At 69.4% G+C, this 19,449-nt stretch carries 16 protein-coding genes; 11 read left to right on the top strand and 5 right to left on the bottom strand.

The window, feature by feature from the left end:
- The first annotated feature begins 110 nt into the window (after positions 1–110).
- A complete protein-coding gene (locus AB0N02_RS25810; RefSeq protein ID WP_363951321.1) occupies positions 111–641 on the top strand; it encodes a hypothetical protein in 531 nt (176 codons plus the stop codon).
- Complete coding sequence (locus tag AB0N02_RS25805; protein WP_363951319.1) at positions 638–1,570, top strand: carbohydrate kinase family protein; 933 nt, start codon at positions 638–640, stop codon at positions 1,568–1,570. Before AB0N02_RS25810 ends, AB0N02_RS25805 begins: the two co-directional genes overlap by 4 nt.
- Before the next feature lie 23 nt (positions 1,571–1,593).
- Here the strand turns inward: AB0N02_RS25805 and AB0N02_RS25800 are convergent, their stop codons facing one another.
- From AB0N02_RS25800 to AB0N02_RS25790, 3 genes are all read right to left on the bottom strand, one after another.
- The gene (locus AB0N02_RS25800; protein WP_363951317.1) at positions 1,594–3,729 is read right to left on the bottom strand and encodes a tetratricopeptide repeat protein; all 2,136 of its coding nucleotides are present in this window, start codon (positions 3,727–3,729) and stop codon (positions 1,594–1,596) included.
- 370 nt (positions 3,730–4,099) lie between these two features.
- Entirely contained in the window at positions 4,100–6,217 is a 2,118-nt protein-coding gene (gene fusA, locus AB0N02_RS25795; protein WP_363951315.1) for an elongation factor G, read from the bottom strand.
- 439 nt (positions 6,218–6,656) lie between these two features.
- Entirely contained in the window at positions 6,657–7,229 is a 573-nt protein-coding gene (locus tag AB0N02_RS25790) for an XRE family transcriptional regulator (RefSeq protein WP_363951313.1), read from the bottom strand.
- Positions 7,230–7,441: 212 nt separating this feature from the next.
- Between AB0N02_RS25790 and AB0N02_RS25785 the strand changes: the two genes are divergently transcribed.
- From AB0N02_RS25785 to AB0N02_RS25750, 8 genes are all read left to right on the top strand, one after another.
- On the top strand, positions 7,442–8,239 hold the full coding sequence (locus tag AB0N02_RS25785) for an aldolase (protein WP_363951311.1): 798 nt from the start codon (positions 7,442–7,444) through the stop codon (positions 8,237–8,239).
- On the top strand, positions 8,239–9,177 hold the full coding sequence (locus AB0N02_RS25780) for a dihydrodipicolinate synthase family protein (RefSeq protein ID WP_363951309.1): 939 nt from the start codon (positions 8,239–8,241) through the stop codon (positions 9,175–9,177). Before AB0N02_RS25785 ends, AB0N02_RS25780 begins: the two co-directional genes overlap by 1 nt.
- A gap of 228 nt (positions 9,178–9,405) precedes the next feature.
- The gene (locus AB0N02_RS25775) at positions 9,406–9,663 is read left to right on the top strand and encodes a cell division protein SepF (RefSeq protein WP_363951307.1); all 258 of its coding nucleotides are present in this window, start codon (positions 9,406–9,408) and stop codon (positions 9,661–9,663) included.
- 177 nt (positions 9,664–9,840) lie between these two features.
- On the top strand, positions 9,841–10,395 hold the full coding sequence (locus tag AB0N02_RS25770) for a GNAT family protein (protein WP_363951305.1): 555 nt from the start codon (positions 9,841–9,843) through the stop codon (positions 10,393–10,395).
- 901 nt (positions 10,396–11,296) lie between these two features.
- The gene (locus AB0N02_RS25765) at positions 11,297–13,192 is read left to right on the top strand and encodes a S8 family serine peptidase (protein WP_363951303.1); all 1,896 of its coding nucleotides are present in this window, start codon (positions 11,297–11,299) and stop codon (positions 13,190–13,192) included.
- A 306-nt stretch (positions 13,193–13,498) separates the two neighbouring features.
- On the top strand, positions 13,499–13,873 hold the full coding sequence (locus AB0N02_RS25760; RefSeq protein ID WP_363951301.1) for a pyrophosphatase: 375 nt from the start codon (positions 13,499–13,501) through the stop codon (positions 13,871–13,873).
- 158 nt (positions 13,874–14,031) lie between these two features.
- Entirely contained in the window at positions 14,032–14,499 is a 468-nt protein-coding gene (locus AB0N02_RS25755) for a hypothetical protein (RefSeq protein WP_363951299.1), read from the top strand.
- Entirely contained in the window at positions 14,435–15,976 is a 1,542-nt protein-coding gene (locus tag AB0N02_RS25750) for a family 20 glycosylhydrolase (RefSeq protein WP_363951296.1), read from the top strand. Before AB0N02_RS25755 ends, AB0N02_RS25750 begins: the two co-directional genes overlap by 65 nt.
- A gap of 145 nt (positions 15,977–16,121) precedes the next feature.
- Here the strand turns inward: AB0N02_RS25750 and nadE are convergent, their stop codons facing one another.
- Positions 16,122–16,934 (bottom strand): ammonia-dependent NAD(+) synthetase, encoded by an 813-nt coding sequence (gene nadE, locus AB0N02_RS25745; RefSeq protein WP_363951678.1) that lies wholly within the window; start codon positions 16,932–16,934, stop codon positions 16,122–16,124.
- 271 nt (positions 16,935–17,205) lie between these two features.
- Complete coding sequence (locus AB0N02_RS25740; protein WP_363951294.1) at positions 17,206–17,934, bottom strand: permease-like cell division protein FtsX; 729 nt, start codon at positions 17,932–17,934, stop codon at positions 17,206–17,208.
- Between the two features lie 521 nt (positions 17,935–18,455).
- Here AB0N02_RS25740 and AB0N02_RS25735 point away from each other — a divergent pair.
- The gene (locus AB0N02_RS25735) at positions 18,456–19,280 is read left to right on the top strand and encodes a leucine-rich repeat domain-containing protein (protein ID WP_363951292.1); all 825 of its coding nucleotides are present in this window, start codon (positions 18,456–18,458) and stop codon (positions 19,278–19,280) included.
- Positions 19,281–19,449: the final 169 nt, after the last annotated feature.

Here is a 19,449-nt window from a genome sequence, read left to right as displayed (position 1 = left end):
TTCTCGCGGTGGAACGGCTCCCCACCCGCCCGGGACCCGCCGTGCCACGGCCGGGAACGCCGGCGTTCCTGGTTACACCCGGGGAGGGGCCGGTCCGCGAGCCCCATGTCATGTTTCTCGCCCGGGGACGCCGGTGCCACGGTGCGCCGCCCGGCGCGAGGGTCTTCGGCGGAACGCATGTCGCCGCACGTCTCGGCGACCCCGCCGACCGGGACCGGTACGAGGTCGCGGACGTGCTCGTGGCCCCGGACGTGCTCGTGGCCCCAGGGGGGCTCGTGGACCCGGGGGTGCCGGCGGGCGTCGCGGCGGGCGACGTGTCGGACGTCCTCGACCGGTATCCGGGCTGCGAGGTCGCGGTCGGCGGGCGGGCGCACGGCTGCCTGGCCGGGCTGCGCGACGGAGGGCTCGTCACGATCACCGGGGCCGTCGGCGAGGACACGTGGCCGACGCTCTGCGGATCCTTCCTGTACGGCTGGCAGGCCGCCCGGATGCCGCTCGACGGCCTGGGCACCGCATCGGTGATCGTCGGCCGGTACACCGGCTCCTCCACGGGTCTGCCCGGCACGCTGGAGGCGGCCGGCCGGGCACGGTTCGAGCCGGTCCGCCGCCTCCTCCAGGACGTCGGAGGATCATCCACATGACCAGGAAGATGGTCGTCGCGGGCGCCGTCAGCTTCTACATGTCGGTCGGCGTGGGGGAGTTCCCGGTGCGGTACGCCTCCACCTCGTCGCCGCGCTGGCTCGCCACCGGAGTGTCCGGGGCCGCGGGGCACATCGCGCGGACCCTGAAGACACTGGGTGACGACGTTCACCTGTGCACCGTGGTCGGCCGTGACCTGCCCGGTCTCGGAATAGCGGCGGAGCTCGGCCGGGAGGGCCTGCTCGGCCCGGGGGTCATCGAGGGGGCCGAGTCGTCGGCGGGTGTGACGCTCGTCGGGCCCGACGGCCGCCGCATGGGGTTTCCCCATCTGACGCCCGTGAACGGTGTCGCCTATCCTGCGGGCCTGCTTGAGTCGGGTGCCCGCGGAGCGGACCTGCTGATCCTGACGAACGCGAAGTTCGTCCGGGACCTGGTGGAGCCCGCGGCCCGGCTCGGCGTCCCCATCGCCGTGGACGTCCACCTCATAGCCGATCTCGACAGCGTCTACAACCGTCCGTGGCTTGAGAACGCCCAGCTCGTCTTCTGCAGCCACGAACGCCTTCCGGATCCGCCGGAGAGGTGGCTGGCGAAGATGTTCGGCCGCTATCCGCGTTGCCGGATGGTGGGGGTCGGCCTGGGGGCGCGGGGGGCTCTTCTCGGTACGAGGGAGGGAACGCTCGTCAGGGTGGAGGCGGTGACGCCCCGGAGGGTCGTCAACACCTCCGGGGCGGGGGACGTGCTGTTCGCCACCTTTCTGCACTTCTGGAGCGGTACGGGTGACCCGGTCCTGGCGTTGCAGGCGGCGGTGGTGCACGCGGGCTGGAAGATCGGGCACTCCGCGCCGGTCACGGCGTCGCTGACCCGCGAGGAACTGTCCGCGCTGAGGGCCTCGTACGCGCCCTGTACCGTCGTCGGGCGCTGGGATGTCTGAGCGCCGGTCGCCCGGTGCCCGAGTCAGGTGCCGTCCAGCCGCGTCAACCGGTCGTCCAGCTGCCTGCTGCGCGCGCCGCGCCGTACGAGGATCCGCTGTGCCTCCTCGTAGAGGTTCCGCGCGTCCTCTGCGCGGCGGTCTCGCAGGGCGAGGTCCCCCAACGCCTGCAGAGCCTGCGCCTGGCCGGTCTCGGAACCGATCCGCCGCATCTCCTCCAGCCCTCGGGTGATGAGATCGGCCGCCGTCTCCGGTTCCCCGGCCCGGGCCCTGCCGAGGAGGATGAGGGCCCGTGTCCGGTTGTACGGATCGGCCTCCGCGACGAGCAGTTCTTCGGCCTCCGTCAGGCAGGTGACGGCCTCCGCCGTGTGTCCTCTCTCGGTCAGCGCGTTGCCGAGGTCGCACAGCAGGATGGCGACCTTGCGCGGTTCACCCGTCGCGCGGTAACCGTCGAGCGACTCCTGGAAGAGCACGACGGCCTCCTCGACGTGTCCCCGGTCCATCTCGACCAGCCCCAGCCGGTGCCGGCTCCCCGACATCCGCCGCGGGTTCCCCTCACGGCGCCAGATGTCCAGTGCCCGGCGGAAGTCGTCGGCGGCCTCGTCCAGGTGGCCCAGGGCGCGGAGTGCCAGACCGGTCCGGTTCAGCATCTTGGCCTCGGCGGGTGAGTCCGAGCAGGCACGTGCCGCCGCCAGGCCCAGCCTGTCGATCTCCAGCCGTTCGGCGTGATGGCCGCGGTAGAGGAACAGCGGCCACAACGCGTCCACCAGCTGCCATGTCGTGGGGAACAGCTCGCGTTCGAAGGCGGTGCGTACGGCGGCCCTGAGGTTGTGGAACTCGACTTCGAGCCAGTCGAGCGCCTGTGCCGGGCCGGTGAACGTGAGGGGTTCCGCGGGTTCGTGGACCACCGCGTCACGGATGACGCGGCGGTAGGGCATGACCACCTGGTTCACGGTCGCGGCGGTGCACAGGAACCAGTCCAGTGCCCTTCGCAGGGTCTGTTCGCGGGTGGTCTCGGTTTCGTGCTGCTCGGCCAGCTCCCGGGCGTGCAGCCGGGTCAGGTCGTGGAAGCGGTAGCCGCCCCCCGGCGCGTCGTCGAGCAGGTTGGCGTCCGTCAAGATCTCCAGCAGCGGCCGGACCTGGGCGCGCGGGAGCGCGACCGTGGCGGCGGCCGCCCAGCTGTCGAAGGTGGTGCCGGGGAAGAGCCCGAGAAGTCTGTAGACACGTGTCGCCTCGTCGGGCGAGAGATGGTGGTAGGAGAGCATGAGGGCCGCCTGGATCGTCATGTTGGCCTCGACCGACAACTCGGCCAGCCGCCGCCGTTCGTGGGCGAGGGCGTCCACCATCTCGGACAGGGGCCAGCGTGGTCTGGTGGCCAGCCGGGCGGCGGCGACGCACAGGGCGAGAGGCAGCCGGGCGCACAGCTCGACCAGCTTCACGGCGGTGTCCCGGTCGTTCCGTACCCGGTCGTCGCCGACGGCCCGTTCCAGTAACTCCAGTGCCGCGTCCGTGCTGAGCTGGTCGAGCCGGACTCCCCGCGCGCCGCGCATCAGCAGGCCGGCGAGGCGCGACCGGCTCGTGACGATCGTGACGCTGTTCGCCGAGGCGGGCAGCAGGGGGATCACCTGGGCGGCTGAGAAGGCGTTGTCCAGCACGACGATCAGATGACACTCGCTCACCAGCGACCGGTAGAGCGCCGAACGCTCCGCCAGGCCCGCGGGGATGCGGTCGGGCGCCATCCCGAACGCGCGGATGAACCGCCCCAGGATCTCCGCGGGCGGTACGGGGTCGTCGTCGGCGTGCCCCCGCAGGTCGGCGAAGAGCTGTCCGTCCGGGAACGCGCCGCGCTCCCGGTGCGCCCAGTGCAACGCCACGGCCGTCTTGCCGATCCCCGCCGGGCCGCTGACCACCGCGACCTTGGGCGTGCCCGCCCCGTCGTGGCCGGAACGCATGTCGTCCAGCAGGGCGAGTGCCTCGGCGCGATCGACGAGGAGGTGGCTCGCCGGCAGCTGGCTCGGCCTCGGCATGGGGGTGGACGTCTGGTGCAGATGGACGCCGCCGTGGACGTCGCGAGCCTGAAGGGCCGGCCCCAGCACGGTCCCGCCCAGTTCGTTGAAGTGGCCTTCGGATTTCTGGTCTCTGTCGCTGAAGTCGGCACCCATCGCCCTGCTAGCGTCGTGAGCGAGAATTCACACTCCTGGGATCGCCATTGACCGGAATGCTGTTTTTCCCGCGAAGGAGAACCGGATTGGATATTCCATGCTCACCGGTGTTCGAATTCCCGTCAAGATGAAAGTTCTAGATCGGTCGCTTAGGTATCGGAGCAGGCAGGACCGGCTGGGTGGGCACGGTCGAACAATCACCGGCTGCCATTGATAGACATGTCCCTTATGTGGCAATGGTGATGGTAAGAAATCATGCCGGGAAGGCCCTCGCGGCACACGGAATTCGGGATCACCGTGCCCGCGGGACCCGCGTGCCGAGAAGCCGACCGGCGAGGCCCGCCCGGGTACGGGCGGGCCTCGCCGGGGCCTACCGGGACGGTTCCCCGCCGGACGCCGCGCCCGGTGCCGGGGCGTGACCGGCGGCCCGGGTGGTGAAGGTTCCCCGGCCCTGGGTCCGGCTGCGCAGCCGGGTCGCGTAGCCGAACACCTCGGCCAGCGGAACGATCGCGGTGATCACCACCGTGCCCGTCCTCGCGCTCGTGCCCAGGATCCGGCCGCGCCGTGCCGCCAGGTCGCCGAGCACCCCGCCCGCGGCGTCCTCGGGCACGGCGACCGTGACCTCGACCACCGGTTCCAGCAGCACCATCCGGCATGCGCGCAGGGCCTCCCGCAGCGCGAACCGGCCGGCCGCCCGGAACGCGAGCTCGGAGGAGTCCTTGGGATGGGTGGCCCCGTCGGTCAGTGTGACCCGCAGGCCCGTCACCGGGTGGCCGCCGAGAGGACCCTCGGCCAGGGCGTCCCGGCAACCGGCCTCCACCGCCCGGACGTACTCCCGGGGAACCCGTCCGCCGACGACGGTCGAGCGGAACACGAATCCCGCCGCGCCGTCACCGGCGTCCTGAGCGTCCTGAGCGGCCTGGGCGTCCTGGGCGGCCTCCAGCGGGTCCACGTCGAGAACGACATGGGCGAACTGTCCGGCACCTCCGTCCTGTTTGACGTGCCGGTACAGCAGCCCGGACACCCCCGCGGCGACCGTCTCCCTGTGGGCCACCTGCGGCCGGCCCACGCCGACCTCCAGCCCGTGGGCACGGCGGATCTTCTCCACCGCGACCTCCAGATGCAGCTCGCCCATCTCCGAAAGCACGGTCTGACCGGTCTCGGTGTCGGTCCGGACGACCAGCGAGGGATCCTCCTCGGCCAGCCGCGCCAGCACCGCCGCCAACCGGTCGGCGTCGGCGCCGGTGCGCGCCTCGACCGCCACGGAGACCACCGGATCGGTCGCGGCCGGCGGTTCGAGGAGCAGCGGCGCCGTGGGCGCGCACAGGGTGGTCCCGGTGCGGGACGTCTTCAGCCCGACCACCGCGACGATGTCCCCGGCCACCGCCCGGTCCACCTCGGTGTGCCGGTCGGCCTGCACGCGCAGGATCCGGCCGATCCGCTCGGTGCGCCCCGTTCCGGCGTCCAGCACCGTGTCCCCCTTCCGTACCGTTCCCGAGTACACGCGCACGTAGGTCAGCCGCCCGGTGGCGGTCGAGTTCACCTTGAACACCAGCGCGGCGAACGGCGCCGCAGGGTCGGCGGCGCGTTCCTGCGGCGTGCCGTCCCGGGTGCCGCGTACCGCGGGCACGTCCAGCGGCGAGGGCAGGTAGGACACGACGGCGTCCAGCAGCGGCTCGATCCCGCGGTCACGGTAGGCCGATCCGCACGTCACCACTACGCCCTCACCCGTACGGGTCAGGTCGCGCAGTACGGCGGCCAGCGTCCGCGCGGAGATCGCCGACCCCGCGCAGAACTCCTCCAGCGCGACGGGGTGCAGTTCGGCCACCGTCTCCTCCAGCACCCGGCGACGCCGCTGCGCCTCCTCCAGCAGGGCGTCCGGCACCGGACCCTCCGTGAACGCGCCGCCGGCCCAGAGCAGCGCCCGCATCCGCAGCAGATCCACCACTCCGGCGAACGCCTCCTCCCGCCCGATCGGCAGCTGGACCACCAGCGGGGTCGCGTGCAACCGCTCCCGGATCGACTGGACGGCCGTGTCGAGGTCGGCTCCGGCGCGGTCGAGTTTGTTGACGAAGGCGATTCGCGGCACGCCGTACCGGTCGGCCCGCCGCCACACCGACTCGCTCTGCGGCTCGACTCCCGCGACGCCGTCGAAGACCGCGATCGCGCCGTCGAGCACACGCAGCGAGCGCTCCACCTCGTCGGAGAAGTCGACGTGGCCCGGGGTGTCGATCAGGTTGATCCGGTGACCGTCCCAGACGCAGCTCACCGCCGCGGCGAAGATGGTGATCCCACGGTCGCGCTCCTGGGAGTCGAAGTCGGTGACGGTCGTCCCGTCATGCACCTCGCCACGCTTGTGGGTGGCGCCGGTGACGTACAGGATCCGCTCGGTCACGGTGGTCTTGCCGGCGTCGACGTGGGCGAGGATGCCCAGGTTGCGGACGCCGTTCAACTGGTCGGTGAGATGACGGTGCGGGTCGGTGCGCACGGCCTACGGCCCTTCTCGGGGATCCGGACAGGACAGCGCGATTACCTGACGAAACGGCCCGGGGCCGGGCTACGGAGAACCCTCGTGCGGTGTGACCGCGTCGGGACACGCCCGGCCGGGGATCCCGGTGCCGGGCGGACGGGGATCAGGTGGTCGTCAGGAGGACGTCCGGTGTCGGCCGCGCAGCGGACACCGGGCCGGCGAAGACACCAGGATCACCTCGTGCCGTGACGGGGGGACGATCGCAGCGGTGCTGTGACGCACGGCCGGCTCCCCTCTCTCGTCACAACGCGCGCCGCGATGGCCTGGGCGGCGCGCCGTTCGTGGCGAGTGTATTGAAGCCGGTGCGGGCGGGAAACCGGTTTTCTCCCCGGCGCAGCCGGGACCCGCCGCGGGATGCCACCGGGGCATCCGAGGGGGCATCCGAGGGGGCGGAGGGTCAGGGCAGGTCCGCGTGGGGGTTGTCCGAGGCGGCCTCGTCGCCGCAGATCAGGAGCAGTACGGAGGCGCGGGTGCTGCTCAGGGAGCGGACCTTGTGCGGGGTCGTGGCCCTGAAGTAAACGGAGTCGCCCGGCGCGAGTTCGACGGAGTAGGACGGGAAGAGGAGTTCGGCCCGTCCCTCGTGGACGAAGAGGAACTCCTCGCCGTGGTGGTCCCGGAAGGGGACGCGGCGGGCGTCGTGCGGGGGGTACAGCATGAACGGCGTCATCCGTTTGGCGCCGGCCTGGAGCGCGATGCCCTCGTAGCGGGAACCGGTCTCCTGGTCAGGGGTGAGCGGGTGCCGTTCCCCCGCCCGGGTGACCGTGACGTCGCTCAGCTGCTCGGAGTCCACGAAGAGCCTGTCGAGGTGGACGTCGAGCGCCCGCGCGAGCGCCACGCTCACGGCGATGGACGGTGTGCTCTGGCCGCGTTCGACCTTGGACAGGTAGCTCTTGGTCACTCCGGCGCGTTCCGCGAGGGCCTCAAGGGTCATCAGCCGCTCCTTGCGCAGCTGCCGTACCCGGTTGATCACCTTGTGTTCCCTTCGCGCCCGGCCGACAGGGCTGATGTGCGGCTTGGAGAAAGCGTATACGCGGCTTTCCGCCGGTCTCTCCGCGCCGGAGACGGGATCGTGAGGACACTCTATTTCCTAGATGACACTTGGTGTCCTATAGTGGCCTGTGTTTCCTGGTGTGCCAGGCGACGGGGCGACCGGAGGCGCCGGAGCCCGGAAGAGGAGCTGACATGGCGAAGACACTGCGAGAGAAGAAGGACGTGCTCATCGCCCGCGCCGCGCGGCAGATACACGAACACTTCGGCGACTCGAAGCTGACGACGCGGCAGAGACTCGCCCTGACCTGCCGCATCCTGTTCGACGGCGGGCATGACTCGGGGCTCGCGGGCCAGATCACCGGGCGCGGCCAGGAGCCGGGGACCTACTACACCCAGCGGCTCGGCCTCGGATTCGACGAGATCACGGAAGAGAACCTGCTGCTGGTCGACGAGGACCTCAACGTCCTGGAGGGGGAGGGCATCCCCAACCCCGCGAACCGGTTCCACACCTGGATCTACCGTGCCCGCGAGGACGTCAACTGCATCGTGCACACGCACCCGCTGCACGCGGCGACGCTCGCCATGCTGGAGGTCCCCCTGGAGATCTCCCAGATGGACACCACACCCCTGTACGACGACTGCGCCTTCCTGAAGGAGTGGCCGGGCGTGCCGGTGGGCAACGAGGAGGGCGAGATCATCTCCTCGGCCCTCGGGGACAAGCGGGCCATCCTGCTCGCCCACCACGGGCAGCTCGTTGCGGGGACCACGGTCGAGGAGGCGTGCAACCTCGCGGTCCTCATCGAGCGGGCCGCCCGCATGCAGCTGCTGGCCATGTCCGCGGGAACGATCAGGCCGCTGCCCCCGGCCCTCGCCCGGGAGGCCCACGACTGGACCTCCACCCCCAAGCGGAACCAGGCCAACTTCGCCTACTATGCGCGCCGCGCCCTGCGTAACCACCCCGACTGCCTCGCGGACGAAACGGAGATCTGATGGCCACCCCGCCCCTGAAGGGGATCATCTCCTACCCGGTCACCCCCTTCGCCGCGGACACCGGGAAACTCGACCTGGTGGCGCTGCGCCGGGTGACCGACGCGCTGGTGGAGGCGGGCAGCCACGCCGTCGCCCCGCTCGGCAGTACCGGTGAGAGCGCCTACCTCGGCGAGGCCGAGTGGGAGGCCGTCTGCGAGACCACGCTGCACACCGTGGCGGGCCGGGTGCCGACACTGGTCGGCGTCGCGCACTGGAGCACGGAGACCACCGTACGGCGCGCCCGCCTGGCCGAACGCTGCGGAGCCACCGCGATCATGATGCTGCCCCTGGCCTACTGGAAGCTGACCCCGGCGGAACTCGAACGACACTTCGCCGAGGTGGCGGCGGCCACCGACCTGCCCATGATGCTCTACAACAACCCGGGCACCAGCGGGGTCGACCTCTCACCGGAGACCGTCGTCGCGCTCGCCGAGAAGATCCCCAACCTCACGATGGTGAAGGAGAGCTCGGGCGAGGTCTGGCGCTTCCGCGCCATCCGGGAACTGTCCGGAGGTTCCCTGTCGGTGTACAACGGCAGCAATCCGGTCGCGCTGGAGGCCTTCCGCTCCGGCGCGGCCGGCTGGTGCACCGCCGCCCCGGGCCTGCTGCCTCGCTGGTGCCTGGAGCTCTACGACGCCGTACGGTGCGGCGAGCACGAGCGGGCCGACGACCTGCTGGCGGTGCTGCTGCCGTTCCTGCGGTTCATCGTCGCCCAGGGCCTGCCCAGGGCGATCAAGGCAGGGCTGGAACTCCAGGGGCGGCCGGTCGGCCCGCCGCGCTCGCCGCTGCTGCCCCTGACGGAGGAGGAGACGGAGCGGCTGCGGGAGCTGCTGGCACTGCTCGACGCGCACCCGCTGCTGGAGAGCGCGGCCGTCGGCGCGGAAGGTGCCACCGGCTGAGGGGATCCACGCCGGCCGTCCTCCCGTCCTCGGCGGGACGGCCGGCTCGGCCACGAGATCCGAATCTCCGCCCCCGCCCGCCCTCGTCCGCCCCCATCCGCCGCGTCCGTCTCCGTCCCGAACGGAGATCGGCCATCGCCGGGCAGGCGCGAGAGTGATGTGATTCGATGCCGATATCAACCTGGTAAGTGGCTTAACGGTCATCGCGGGCGGGTGGAGGCGGGTGTAGTGATCATCAAGACCCTGTGTCCCAGGGACTACAGCGAGGCGATCTACGTAGGACATTTCTTCCGTACCGGTAACCCCGTGGTGATGGATCTCACCAAGCTGCCGGACAGCGAGGCCAAGCAGTTCGTGGACTTCGCCGCCGGCCTGGTGCTCGGCAGACGCGGGAACATGGAGCGCCTGTCGACCAAGGTGTTCCTGCTGGTGCCTCACGGAATGAGCGAGCCGCCGTCGTTCGACGCCGAGACGTGGAACGGGTGACCGGGAACACGGTGACGGAACCCCCGTCATTGTTTCCGGTGCCCGCAGTGCCACCGTACGAATGTGGAGCCCGGGAGGCCGGCTGTGCGGGGCGAGACCGGACGCCGGGGAGCTCGCGACTCTCCTGACGGCGGTAACCCTGTTGATTCCGATTGTTTCTTTCGGTACCTATGGCGAATGATCCGACTGCGTGCTTTCGAGCCCGAGGACGCGACCGTGGTCGCGTCATGGGTGAGTGACGTCGAGGCGCTGACGATGTGGTCCGGTCACGCCGGATTCTCATGGCCGTTCGACGCTCGCCAGCTCGTGGCCTTCTACGCCGATCCCGGACGGCGGCCGCTGGTCGTCGCCGAGGCGGACGGCACGCCGGTCGGGCATCTCAGCCTGAAGCCGGACGTCCAGGGGTGGTCGGCACGCCTGGGGCTGGTGATGGTCTCACCGGAAAGGCGGGGCCGCGGGTACGGAGCCGCCATGATCCGGGACGCGCTCGCCGTCGCCTTCGGCGATCTGCGGGTCCACCGCGTCGACCTGGGGGTGTACACGCAGAACGCCGGCGCCATCGCCCTGTACGAGCGGCTCGGCTTTCGGCGGGAGGGCGTCCAACGCGAGGTCACACGGGTGAACGGCCGGTGGTGGTCCGTACTGACGATGGGCATGCTCGACCACGAGTGGCGGACACCTGCGACCTCCGAGAGCGACGGCCGGAGCCAGACCCCGCACCGGCCCTCGTGAGGGAGCAAGGAACGGCCGCCAGAACTGGAACCTGTAGATCTCGGCTCGGTAGATGCCACGAGGAAAGTCGGTCTCCCGATCGTTCTCCAACGTCTTGTGCTGTGCCCGGACGAGCCAGGTGGCGTCCCGGTGACCCAGGTCGAAAACCTCGTGCACGCCCCACTCCGGGTTGTGGAACCCCATGAGACGGATCCTTCCCGACCGGAGGAGGATCTCGCCGGTCCACGAGTGGTCCCAAGCCGATTCGGGCGCGGGAGGCTGGTCACTCCACAGTTCGACCCGGACATGCGCCGTGAGGTCCCGGGGAGTGTCGCAGACCAGGGCGTTGGGACCGACCTCGATCCAGTCCTCTTGCCGTCCCGTCCATTCCTGTGCCCACGGGGCTGTCTCCTCATGGTTGACGACCGCGTCGTCGACCACCATCCAGCGCCCGGGATCATCATGGACCTCCTCCAGCAGGTACGTGATGAGTTCTCCCACCGGCCCCAGCCTCTTCCTCGGTTCGATCGGTAGGTGCTCGACCTGGATTGAAACAGGCGGGGACGACGGTTCCCGATCATCGATGCGCGAGCCCGTACCGCCAGAGAATGAGGCATCCGGCGGGCCGGGGCTGAGACACCCGAGCCGCGGTGCGACCTTCAGCGCGGCCCTCGGTGCGGCCCTCTGCCTGGCTTCGGATGTCCGAAAAATCGGATAACGGTACCACTTCATTCTCGTCAACCTTGACGATCACTGGCTACCCTTGATCTTCACATTTACTGAACATGAGGACAACTCGGGACTTCGGTGTAGGGGCGGCGAGTAGCTGAGCTTTTCCGCAGTTCAGCCCCTTCTGCCCACCGGCAGCTTCCCCTTCCTCAGCCCGTCCGGCTCCGGACGGTTCTCTCCCCTCGGAGGACCAGTGAGACTACGGTCTCTACTGGCGAGCACGTCTGTGCTCGCCATCACCGCGGCGGCCGCGCTGGCCGCCGGGTCACCGGCTCAGGCGGTCACCGATGATCCCACTGTGGCCAAGAACCTCGCAGCCGAGGTGCAGAGCGGCGGGAAGGTACGCGCGATCATCGAAATCGAGCGCGGCCAGAGCCTCGCAGGCGTGGCCAAGACCACCGAAGAGGCCTCAAGCAAGACCAAGGTCATCAGCAAGGCCGGCTCCGACGGGTTCATCGTCGCCACCGTCGACAAGGCGACCCTCGCCGAGCTCAAGACCGACAGCCGGGTGAAGGCCATCTACAAGGACGAACTGAGCAAGCCGACGCTCGACGTCAGCACCAAGCTGATCGGTTCGGACAAGGCCAACCAGGCGGGCTGGACCGGCAGGGGTTCCACCGTCGCGATCCTCGACACGGGCATCGACCGGGATCACCCGTTCTTCGCCAAACGAATCGTGGGCGAGGCCTGCTTCTCCACCGTCGACCCCGACCCGGACTACCAGGCCGTCTCGTTGTGCCCCAACGGCCTGACGGTCCAGACCGGCGCCGGCGCGGCCGACGCCGAAACCGCGCAGTGCGTCGTGAACGGCGTGGTCAAGTGCTTCCACGGCACGCACGTCGCGGGCATCGCGGCAGGGAGGAAGGTCAAAGGCGCGCCCTCCAACGGCGTCGCGCCGGGAGCGGGCATCCTGCCGATCCAGGTGTTCAGCCGGTTCAACGGCCCCGTCTGTGAGGAACTGGGCACCACCACACCCTGCTTCCTCACCTTCTTCTCCGACCAGAAGCGCGCGCTGCAGTATGTCGACGAGGTGCACGCGGGGCTGAAGGTCGTAGCGGTCAACATGAGCCTCGGCGGCGGTCCGAAGTACACGTTTCACTGTAACGGCGCCGCCCTCGAACCGGAGATCCTCCAGCTCAAGAGCTTCGGCGTGCCCACCGTCATCTCGTCGGGCAACAACGGGCACGCGGACGGCGTCGTCAACCCCGCCTGCATCGACGCGGCGGTCACCGTCGGCGCGACCGACGACCACGACACTCCCGCTCCCTTCGGCAACCGCGGCCCCCTGATCGACCTCTTCGCGCCCGGCGTGGACATCAACTCCGCCATGCCCGGCAACACCTACGGTGTCCTGGGCGGCACCTCCATGGCCGCACCCCACGTCGCGGGGGCCCTGGCACTGCTCCGGCAGGCGTATCCGAAGCTGTCCGGCGAGCAGCTTGTCGAGAAGCTGCAGACGACCGGCAAGAGCATCACCTACCCCAGCGGTAACACCACGGTGACCACCAAGCGGATCGACCTCGTCGCCGCGCTCCCGCCCATGCCGACCGCGTCTCCCACGCCGACCGTCACCCCGACCGCGACTCCGACGGCCACGCCGACCGCCACGGCCACGCCGACGCGAAGCCAGACATCCGGCCCCGCCGACCTCAGCACGGTCACCGACCCTCAGCCGGTCCCGGACCCGTGTAAGCGGGGCAAGGGCACCACACCGCTGAACGCCAAGCGGTGGGCGACCGAGATGCTCCGCGGAAAGGGCACGCTGGCCGACAGGACCCTCCTCTGCTATCTGTCGCTCGCGCAGAACGGCAGCAAGGTCTTCCCCGAGGTGACCGACGTCGGCTCCCTCGGCCAGGCCTACAAGGTCCTCGCCCCCAAGAGCAAGACCGCCAAGGCCCTGCTCGACCGTGAACTGCTGGCCGCCTGGCTCAACTACGCCCACGGTGTCCACAACGGCTCCACCAAGGTCCACGGCAGCACCACGCTGGCGAAGGCCGTCGGCGTCGCCGAGCGGTACCGCACCGCCAACGGCACGTCCGCCCAGCTCAAGAAGGCGGCCGACTACCTGTACAAGTACGTCAACAAGTAGAGGGCGTCTGAAAGGCCATGATCGATATGCTCCGAGGCAGTGCGGGAGCAGTACGCGGATCATGGCGTAGACGACGTTTTCCGAGGTCGTGATCGGATATTCGTGGTCTCGCGACGGCCACCGACCGCGGCCCGGCCAGGCACCGGTCCGTCCACGACGCGGCGACGCGGGATCACTCCGGCGCGGCGCACCGCACGCGGCGGTGCGCCGTTCCCAACCCGGGTTCCCAACCCGGGTTCCCGGCCCGAGGCGAGTGCGTGCCGCCGTCGCGGGGCGCCACGATCCGCATCGTCTTACACTCCCGGCATGGATCTGAGGCGGCTCACGGACGAGGTCGAAGCGGTATCGAGCGCCTACGCCCGCAAGCACGGGATAACCCGGGACGACACCTGGTTCCTGCTGAAACTTCAGGAAGAGGTCGGTGAGCTGACGCAGGCGTTCCTCATGCGCTCTGGACAGGCCAGGGACAAGGGATGCTCTCCGGACGAGCTGGAGGTGATGTTCCGATCCGAGCTCGCGGATGTCTTGTCTCAGGTCTTGCTGATGGCACGACATCACGGGGTCGACCTGGAGGCGGAGATCGAGCGTAAGTGGATGCCGTGGCACCCTGAGCGGCTTTCTGCGCGGGATGAGAACGAAACGGCCGGCACCAACCCGAACGACGCCGTAGACCCCGCGTAGTGCTTGGAAACCGGCGGTCGGAACAACAGCGGCGTTTCGCCGGTGTCCGGGGACGTTGCCGTCAACGGCAGCCGTCCGTCACTTGCCGTCAGTCCGGCTGTGTGCCGAGGGGGCATTCTCCAGGGGAAATGTCACTGGCTGGGGCTACTGTCGCCGCCATGCCCGTACCCGAGCTGATCCCGATCTCCTACGAGCCCGACTATCACACGGGCACCGTCGGCACTCATGCCGAAGGTCTGTTCTTCGGCGGAGTCTGCCGGGGCTGGCCGGTCGTCGCATATGAGGAGACCGGCGATTGGCCGTGGCTTGACGAGCAGGGTGAGTCCCAGCCGGGGCCCTGCTTCGCGATCCTGCACCTGTTCGACCGCGACGGCCGTCACCTTGGTTCCGACATCCGGTCCGTTGTCAGCTTCAACGCGGGAGAACACGCGCTGGGGCAGATGATGGCCACCTTGCGGGACGTCGAGTACGGCGACATAGCCATCCGTACCTTCCGTGTCGACGCGCACGATTGCGTGTTCGGTCTCATCGACGAGACGGAGGAGGACGGAGAGGCGGGGTATGTCGAGTACTACCCCAACCACATCGGCTTCCACGAGCCCTGGGACGGTTCGTACGACACCTGATCGCCAAAGGCCGCCCATCTACCCGCGTTTCGCCTACCGCGGGGTGATGCTCGACGTCGCCCGCAGCTTCTACCCGGTGAGCGAGGTCAAGGCGTACATCGACTCCGCGGCACAGTTCAAGATCAATCGTCTCCACCTGCACCTGACCGACGACCAGGGGTGGCGCATCGCGCTGGACGACCCGCGGAACAACCCGTCCGGCATCGACTACGGCCTGCTCACCGAGGTGAGCGGTGGCACCGCGATGACGGATCGCGGCACCGAACCCGGCATCACCGGCCACTACACCAAGGCCGACTACGCCGAGATCGTCCGTTACGCCGGCGAGAACGGCATGACGGTGGTCCCCGAGGTCGACATGCCCGGCCACACCAACGCCGCGCTGCACGCCGTCCCGCAGCTCAACACCCCGGGCGCCCAGCCGAAGCCCCAGGCGGGACAGCCGACCGTGCCCGCCAACGGCACCGGCGCGGTCGGCTACTCGTCGCTGGACGCGAACAGCGGCGTGACGTACGAGTTCGCCGAGCACGTCCTCACCGAGATCGCCGCGATGACGCCCGGGCCGTACCTGCACATCGGCGGGGACGAAGCGCACGTCACGAGCCGCGCCGACTACACGAAGATGGTCGACGCCTTCACACAGGAGGTCTCGTCCCTCGGCAAGACCGTCGTCGGCTGGAACGAGTACGCCGGAACCGCGCTCCCGAAGGACAACGCCGTCGTGCAGTTCTGGACCGGGGACAAGACGGCCGTCGCCAACGCGGTGAACAACCGCGGCGCCAAGGTGATCCTCTCCCCGGCGCCCAACGCCTACGTGCCGCAGAAGCAGGACCCCCGCCAGCCCCAGGGCGGCACGTGGGCCTGCGGCGGAGTCTGCGGGCTGGACCGCCACTACAACTGGAATCCCGGCACGTTCATCCCCGGTGTCGCGGAGTCCAGTGTGCTGGGCGTCGAGTCGGCCCTGTGGGGTGAGTTCATCCGGCGCCTCGGCCAGGCGCAGTACTACAGCTTCCCCCGCGTCGCCGCCACGGCCGAGGCCGGGTGGACCCCGCAGGAACAGCGTGACTACGCCGACTTCAGGACGCGGCTGTCCGAGATCGGCGGCCGGTTGACGATCCAGGGGACGAACTTCTTCCCCACCGCGGACGTGGCGTGGCGGATGGAGGCGCTCGGCACCCCGGCGACCGTCGGGACCGGCCGGCCGGCCGGGGCGACCTGGACCGTCACCGCTCCGGGACTCGCGTCCGGAGACCTCGTGGCGACCGTCGTCTGGAGCGACGGTGCGCGGGAGAACGTCACGCTGACGACCACCCGTGAGGGGAGCATCCCCGACATGCGGATCAACGGCGCCTTCACCGCGAAGTCCAGCCGGACCTTCGACCGGCCGGGGAAGTACACGGGAACACTCTCGATTCACCTGCCCGGTCAGTCTCCGGTCGAGGGGAGCCTGACGGTCACCGTCCGCGGCAACGCCTGACCGATCCGGCCCCGCCCCGTCGCCTCCTTCGCCGGAGGCGGCGGGGTTTCGCCGGCAGGTGCCCGGCTGGCCGCCGGCCACGGCATGCCGCTCCCGCTGAGGGAATGGGGCCGTCCGCCCGGGACCCGGCTGACGAGGGACCGGCTCAGGGGGCGATCGGCAGCCGTCGCTTGTGCTCGGTGAGCCGGTAGCGGCGGACCACGGTCGCGAAGGCGGCCTCGTCGACCGGCCTGCCTTCCAGGAAGTCGTCGATCTCGTCGTAGGTGACGCCGAGCGCCTCCTCGTCGGGCCTTCCCGGGTTCAGTGTCTCCAGGTCCGCGGTCGGGACCTTCCAGACCAGCTCGGACGGCGCGCCCAGAGCCTGCGCCATGGCCCGTACGCGCCGCTTGGTGAGGCCGGTGAGCGGAACCACGTCGGCCGCGCCGTCGCCGAACTTGGTGAAGAAGCCGGAGACCGCCTCGGCGGCGTGGTCGGTGCCCACGACCAGGCCTTCGTGCGCGCCCGCCACCGCGTACTGAGCGATCATGCGCTGCCGGGCCTTGATGTTGCCGTGCACGAAGTCCCGGTGGTGCGCGTCGCGGAAGACCGTGCCGCCGGCCAGCACCGCCTCCAGCGCGGCGTCACCGGCGGGCTTCACGTCGACGGTCAGGACCCGGTCGGGCCGGATGAACTCCAGCGCCAGCTGCGCGTCCTTCTCGTCGGCCTGCGTGCCGTACGGCAGCCGCATCGCGAAGAACGTCGACTCCCGCCCGGTGGCACGGACCCGCTCGACCGCGAGCTGGCACAGCCGGCCCGCGGTCGTGGAGTCCACACCGCCGCTGATGCCCAGCACCAGCGAGCGCAGGCCCGTTGAGGTCAGCTGGTCGGCGAGGAAGGCCACCCGGCGCTCGATCTCCTGCGCCGCATCGAAGGACGCGCTCACCTGGAGCTCGCGGGCGATCTCCTGCTGCGGGGACATGGACACCTGGTCGGTCACGGTTGCTCCTCGGCCGGGCCTGTGTGCGGGGTCGGCACGCGCCGCCGGGGCGGGGTCACAGGGGTGTGTACCGGGGCGGAGCCACAGGGGTGTGTAGGGGACGAAAAGCACTCTAGAGGACGGCTGCGAAGCCCCGCGCAAGGCATCGGCAGTGAGGCTTTTCCATCCTGACGGCCTGGTGCGACAGCCCCGGAGAACGGTGCCCTCTGATCACCGCGGTTTCGGGCACGCGACGGGCACGGTCCCGATGGGACTATGCCGCACCGAGCGTCCGCACGTAGTGAACCCCCGGCATGTCCTTGATCGACTCACCGATGACCTTTACGGCCCGGCGGTCCGTCAGCTTGACGTAGAACGACTCGGTCATCTCCCTCACGAGGGCGGCGCCCACGTCCTCGGGTTCGTACTGAGTGTAGTGATCGTGAACTTTCTTCCGGTGAGCGTGGTCCTCGAAATAGATCTTTTCCACTCCGTCGATATCCCAGAGCCGGTCGACTATGGCCTGTTTCTGTTCCTCCGTCACGGACCGGTCGCGCACGCCGGTGCACAGTAGTCCGGGACCGTAGGAGCAGAGGTCGATGGCCACATCCGCCTTGCCCTCCCAGAAATCCGGAACCACGGGGACGACATAGTGCACTCCAGGGACTGACGCGGCCTGCTCCGCCAGGCGTGCGTAGTCGTCCCGTCGACTTACCGTCCCGGTGAAATTCGCCATGGTGACGGCGGCATCGAGATACGGAAGAGTGTGGGCGGCTCCGTCGAGGACCCGTGACATCCACACGACTTTGGGCTGTGCGGCGGGAGGCGTCCGCTCGTGCTCGCTCTGGGACCGAGTGAAGTCGGTGAAGGTGGTGTTTCCCAGGAAACGGATGGTGGTGACCCCGGTTATGGCTCGCAGGGCCGCCTCTATCCTGGTCGGGTTCTTCGCGGCCTCGTTACTCGCCGACGGGCAGCTGGGAATCGGCGAGTAGCAGAGTCCCACAGCGAAACCGTGCTGCTCGGGCCACGGGCCATCGGGGGGAGAAAGCGGTCTGCGGGACAGGTCGCGAAGATACCAGGCACCGCCGCCGGACCCGCCCAGCAGCACAAGCACCGCCAAACTCGCGAACAGTAGCCTGCGATGAGCGAAGACCCACGAGCGTAACCACGAATTCCGGGGAGAATCGCTTCCGAACGATAACTCCTCGGCCTCTGACGATTCGGCTGACGTATTCACGCCCCCACTCTTCCGATCTTCCTCATCGCGGGTCAACCGCTCGGGAGACCGATACGTGCCGGTCCGCTGATGCGACAAAGCCCGCCCCAGATCGGATATTCCGCAAACGGGGCTCATCAGGTCATGAACGGTGGCCCGCGGGCAGTGCCAGTGATCCACAAGTCAGCCCTCAGCGCCTCTGCCTAGCGTGATCGTCGGCCACCGGGCCCGGCACCGACGGCCGGGCGAACCGTCCGGGGCCGGTGCGACCGAGCCGAGTCACATCGGTGATCTTGGGAAGAGGAGTCATGACGGGGGACAAGAAGCTCCCAAGGGCCGCCGTACTGCGGATCAACAAGTGCCTGCGAAACGAATCGGACGTGCTCGATCTGAGCGGCATACCCCTGGAAGCGTTGCCTGGGCAACTGCGTGAACTGACCCACCTGCGCGAGCTCCGCCTGCACCTCACCGGAATCCCCGAGCGGCTGAGTGACCTCACCGCCCTCACCCATCTCCGCCTGGACGGTGAGCTGACCGGCCTCCCCGACTCGCTGGGCGGTCTCACCGCCCTCACCTCGCTCGACCTGCACGGCAACCGGCTGACCGAGTTCCCCGAGTGGCTGGGCGGTCTCACCACCCTCAAATGCCTCTACCTGCAGGGGAATCAGCTTGCCGGCCTCCCCGACTCGCTGGGCGGTCTCATCGCCCTCACCGAGCTCATCTTGAGCAAGAACCGGCTGACCGAGGTCCCCGATTCGCTGGGCGGTCTCACCGCCCTCAAACGCCTCTACCTGGGCATCAACCGGCTGACCAGGCTTCCCGACTCGCTGGGCGATCTCACCGCCCTCACCTCGCTCATCCTGCAGAACAACCATCTGGCTGAGATCCCCGACTCGCTGGGCAACCTCACCGCTCTCCGGCACCTCTTCCTGCAAAACAACCGGCTGACCAGGCTTCCCGATTCGCTGGGCGATCTCACCGCCCTCACCGAGCTTTACCTGGAGGGCAACCAGCTGACCGGCCTTCCCAGCTCGCTGGGCAACCTCACCGCCCTCACCCGGTTGCGCCTGGAGAGCAACCTGCTGACCGGCCTTCCCAAACCGCTGCGCCGTCGCGCCAAAACTCCGCGGTAGCACCGCTCCCGGCCCTGCTTCCCGAAGGACGGACCGCGCCGGGCGCGATGTTCTCGTGGAGTTCCCTGATAACGCGCGCCGGCCGGCTCGGCGCCGCAGAATGCCGGAGCCTGGCGCCCCCGCTCGATCGCCGGAAGCCGTCCTGCCCGGGTGGCTCTTATCGGCTGGA

It is taken from the genome of Streptosporangium sp. NPDC051022, from assembly GCF_040683035.1.
Lineage (GTDB): Bacteria > Actinomycetota > Actinomycetes > Streptosporangiales > Streptosporangiaceae > Streptosporangium.
Note: the sequence above shows the minus strand (reverse complement) of the source record. Positions and strands in the feature narration are given on the sequence as shown.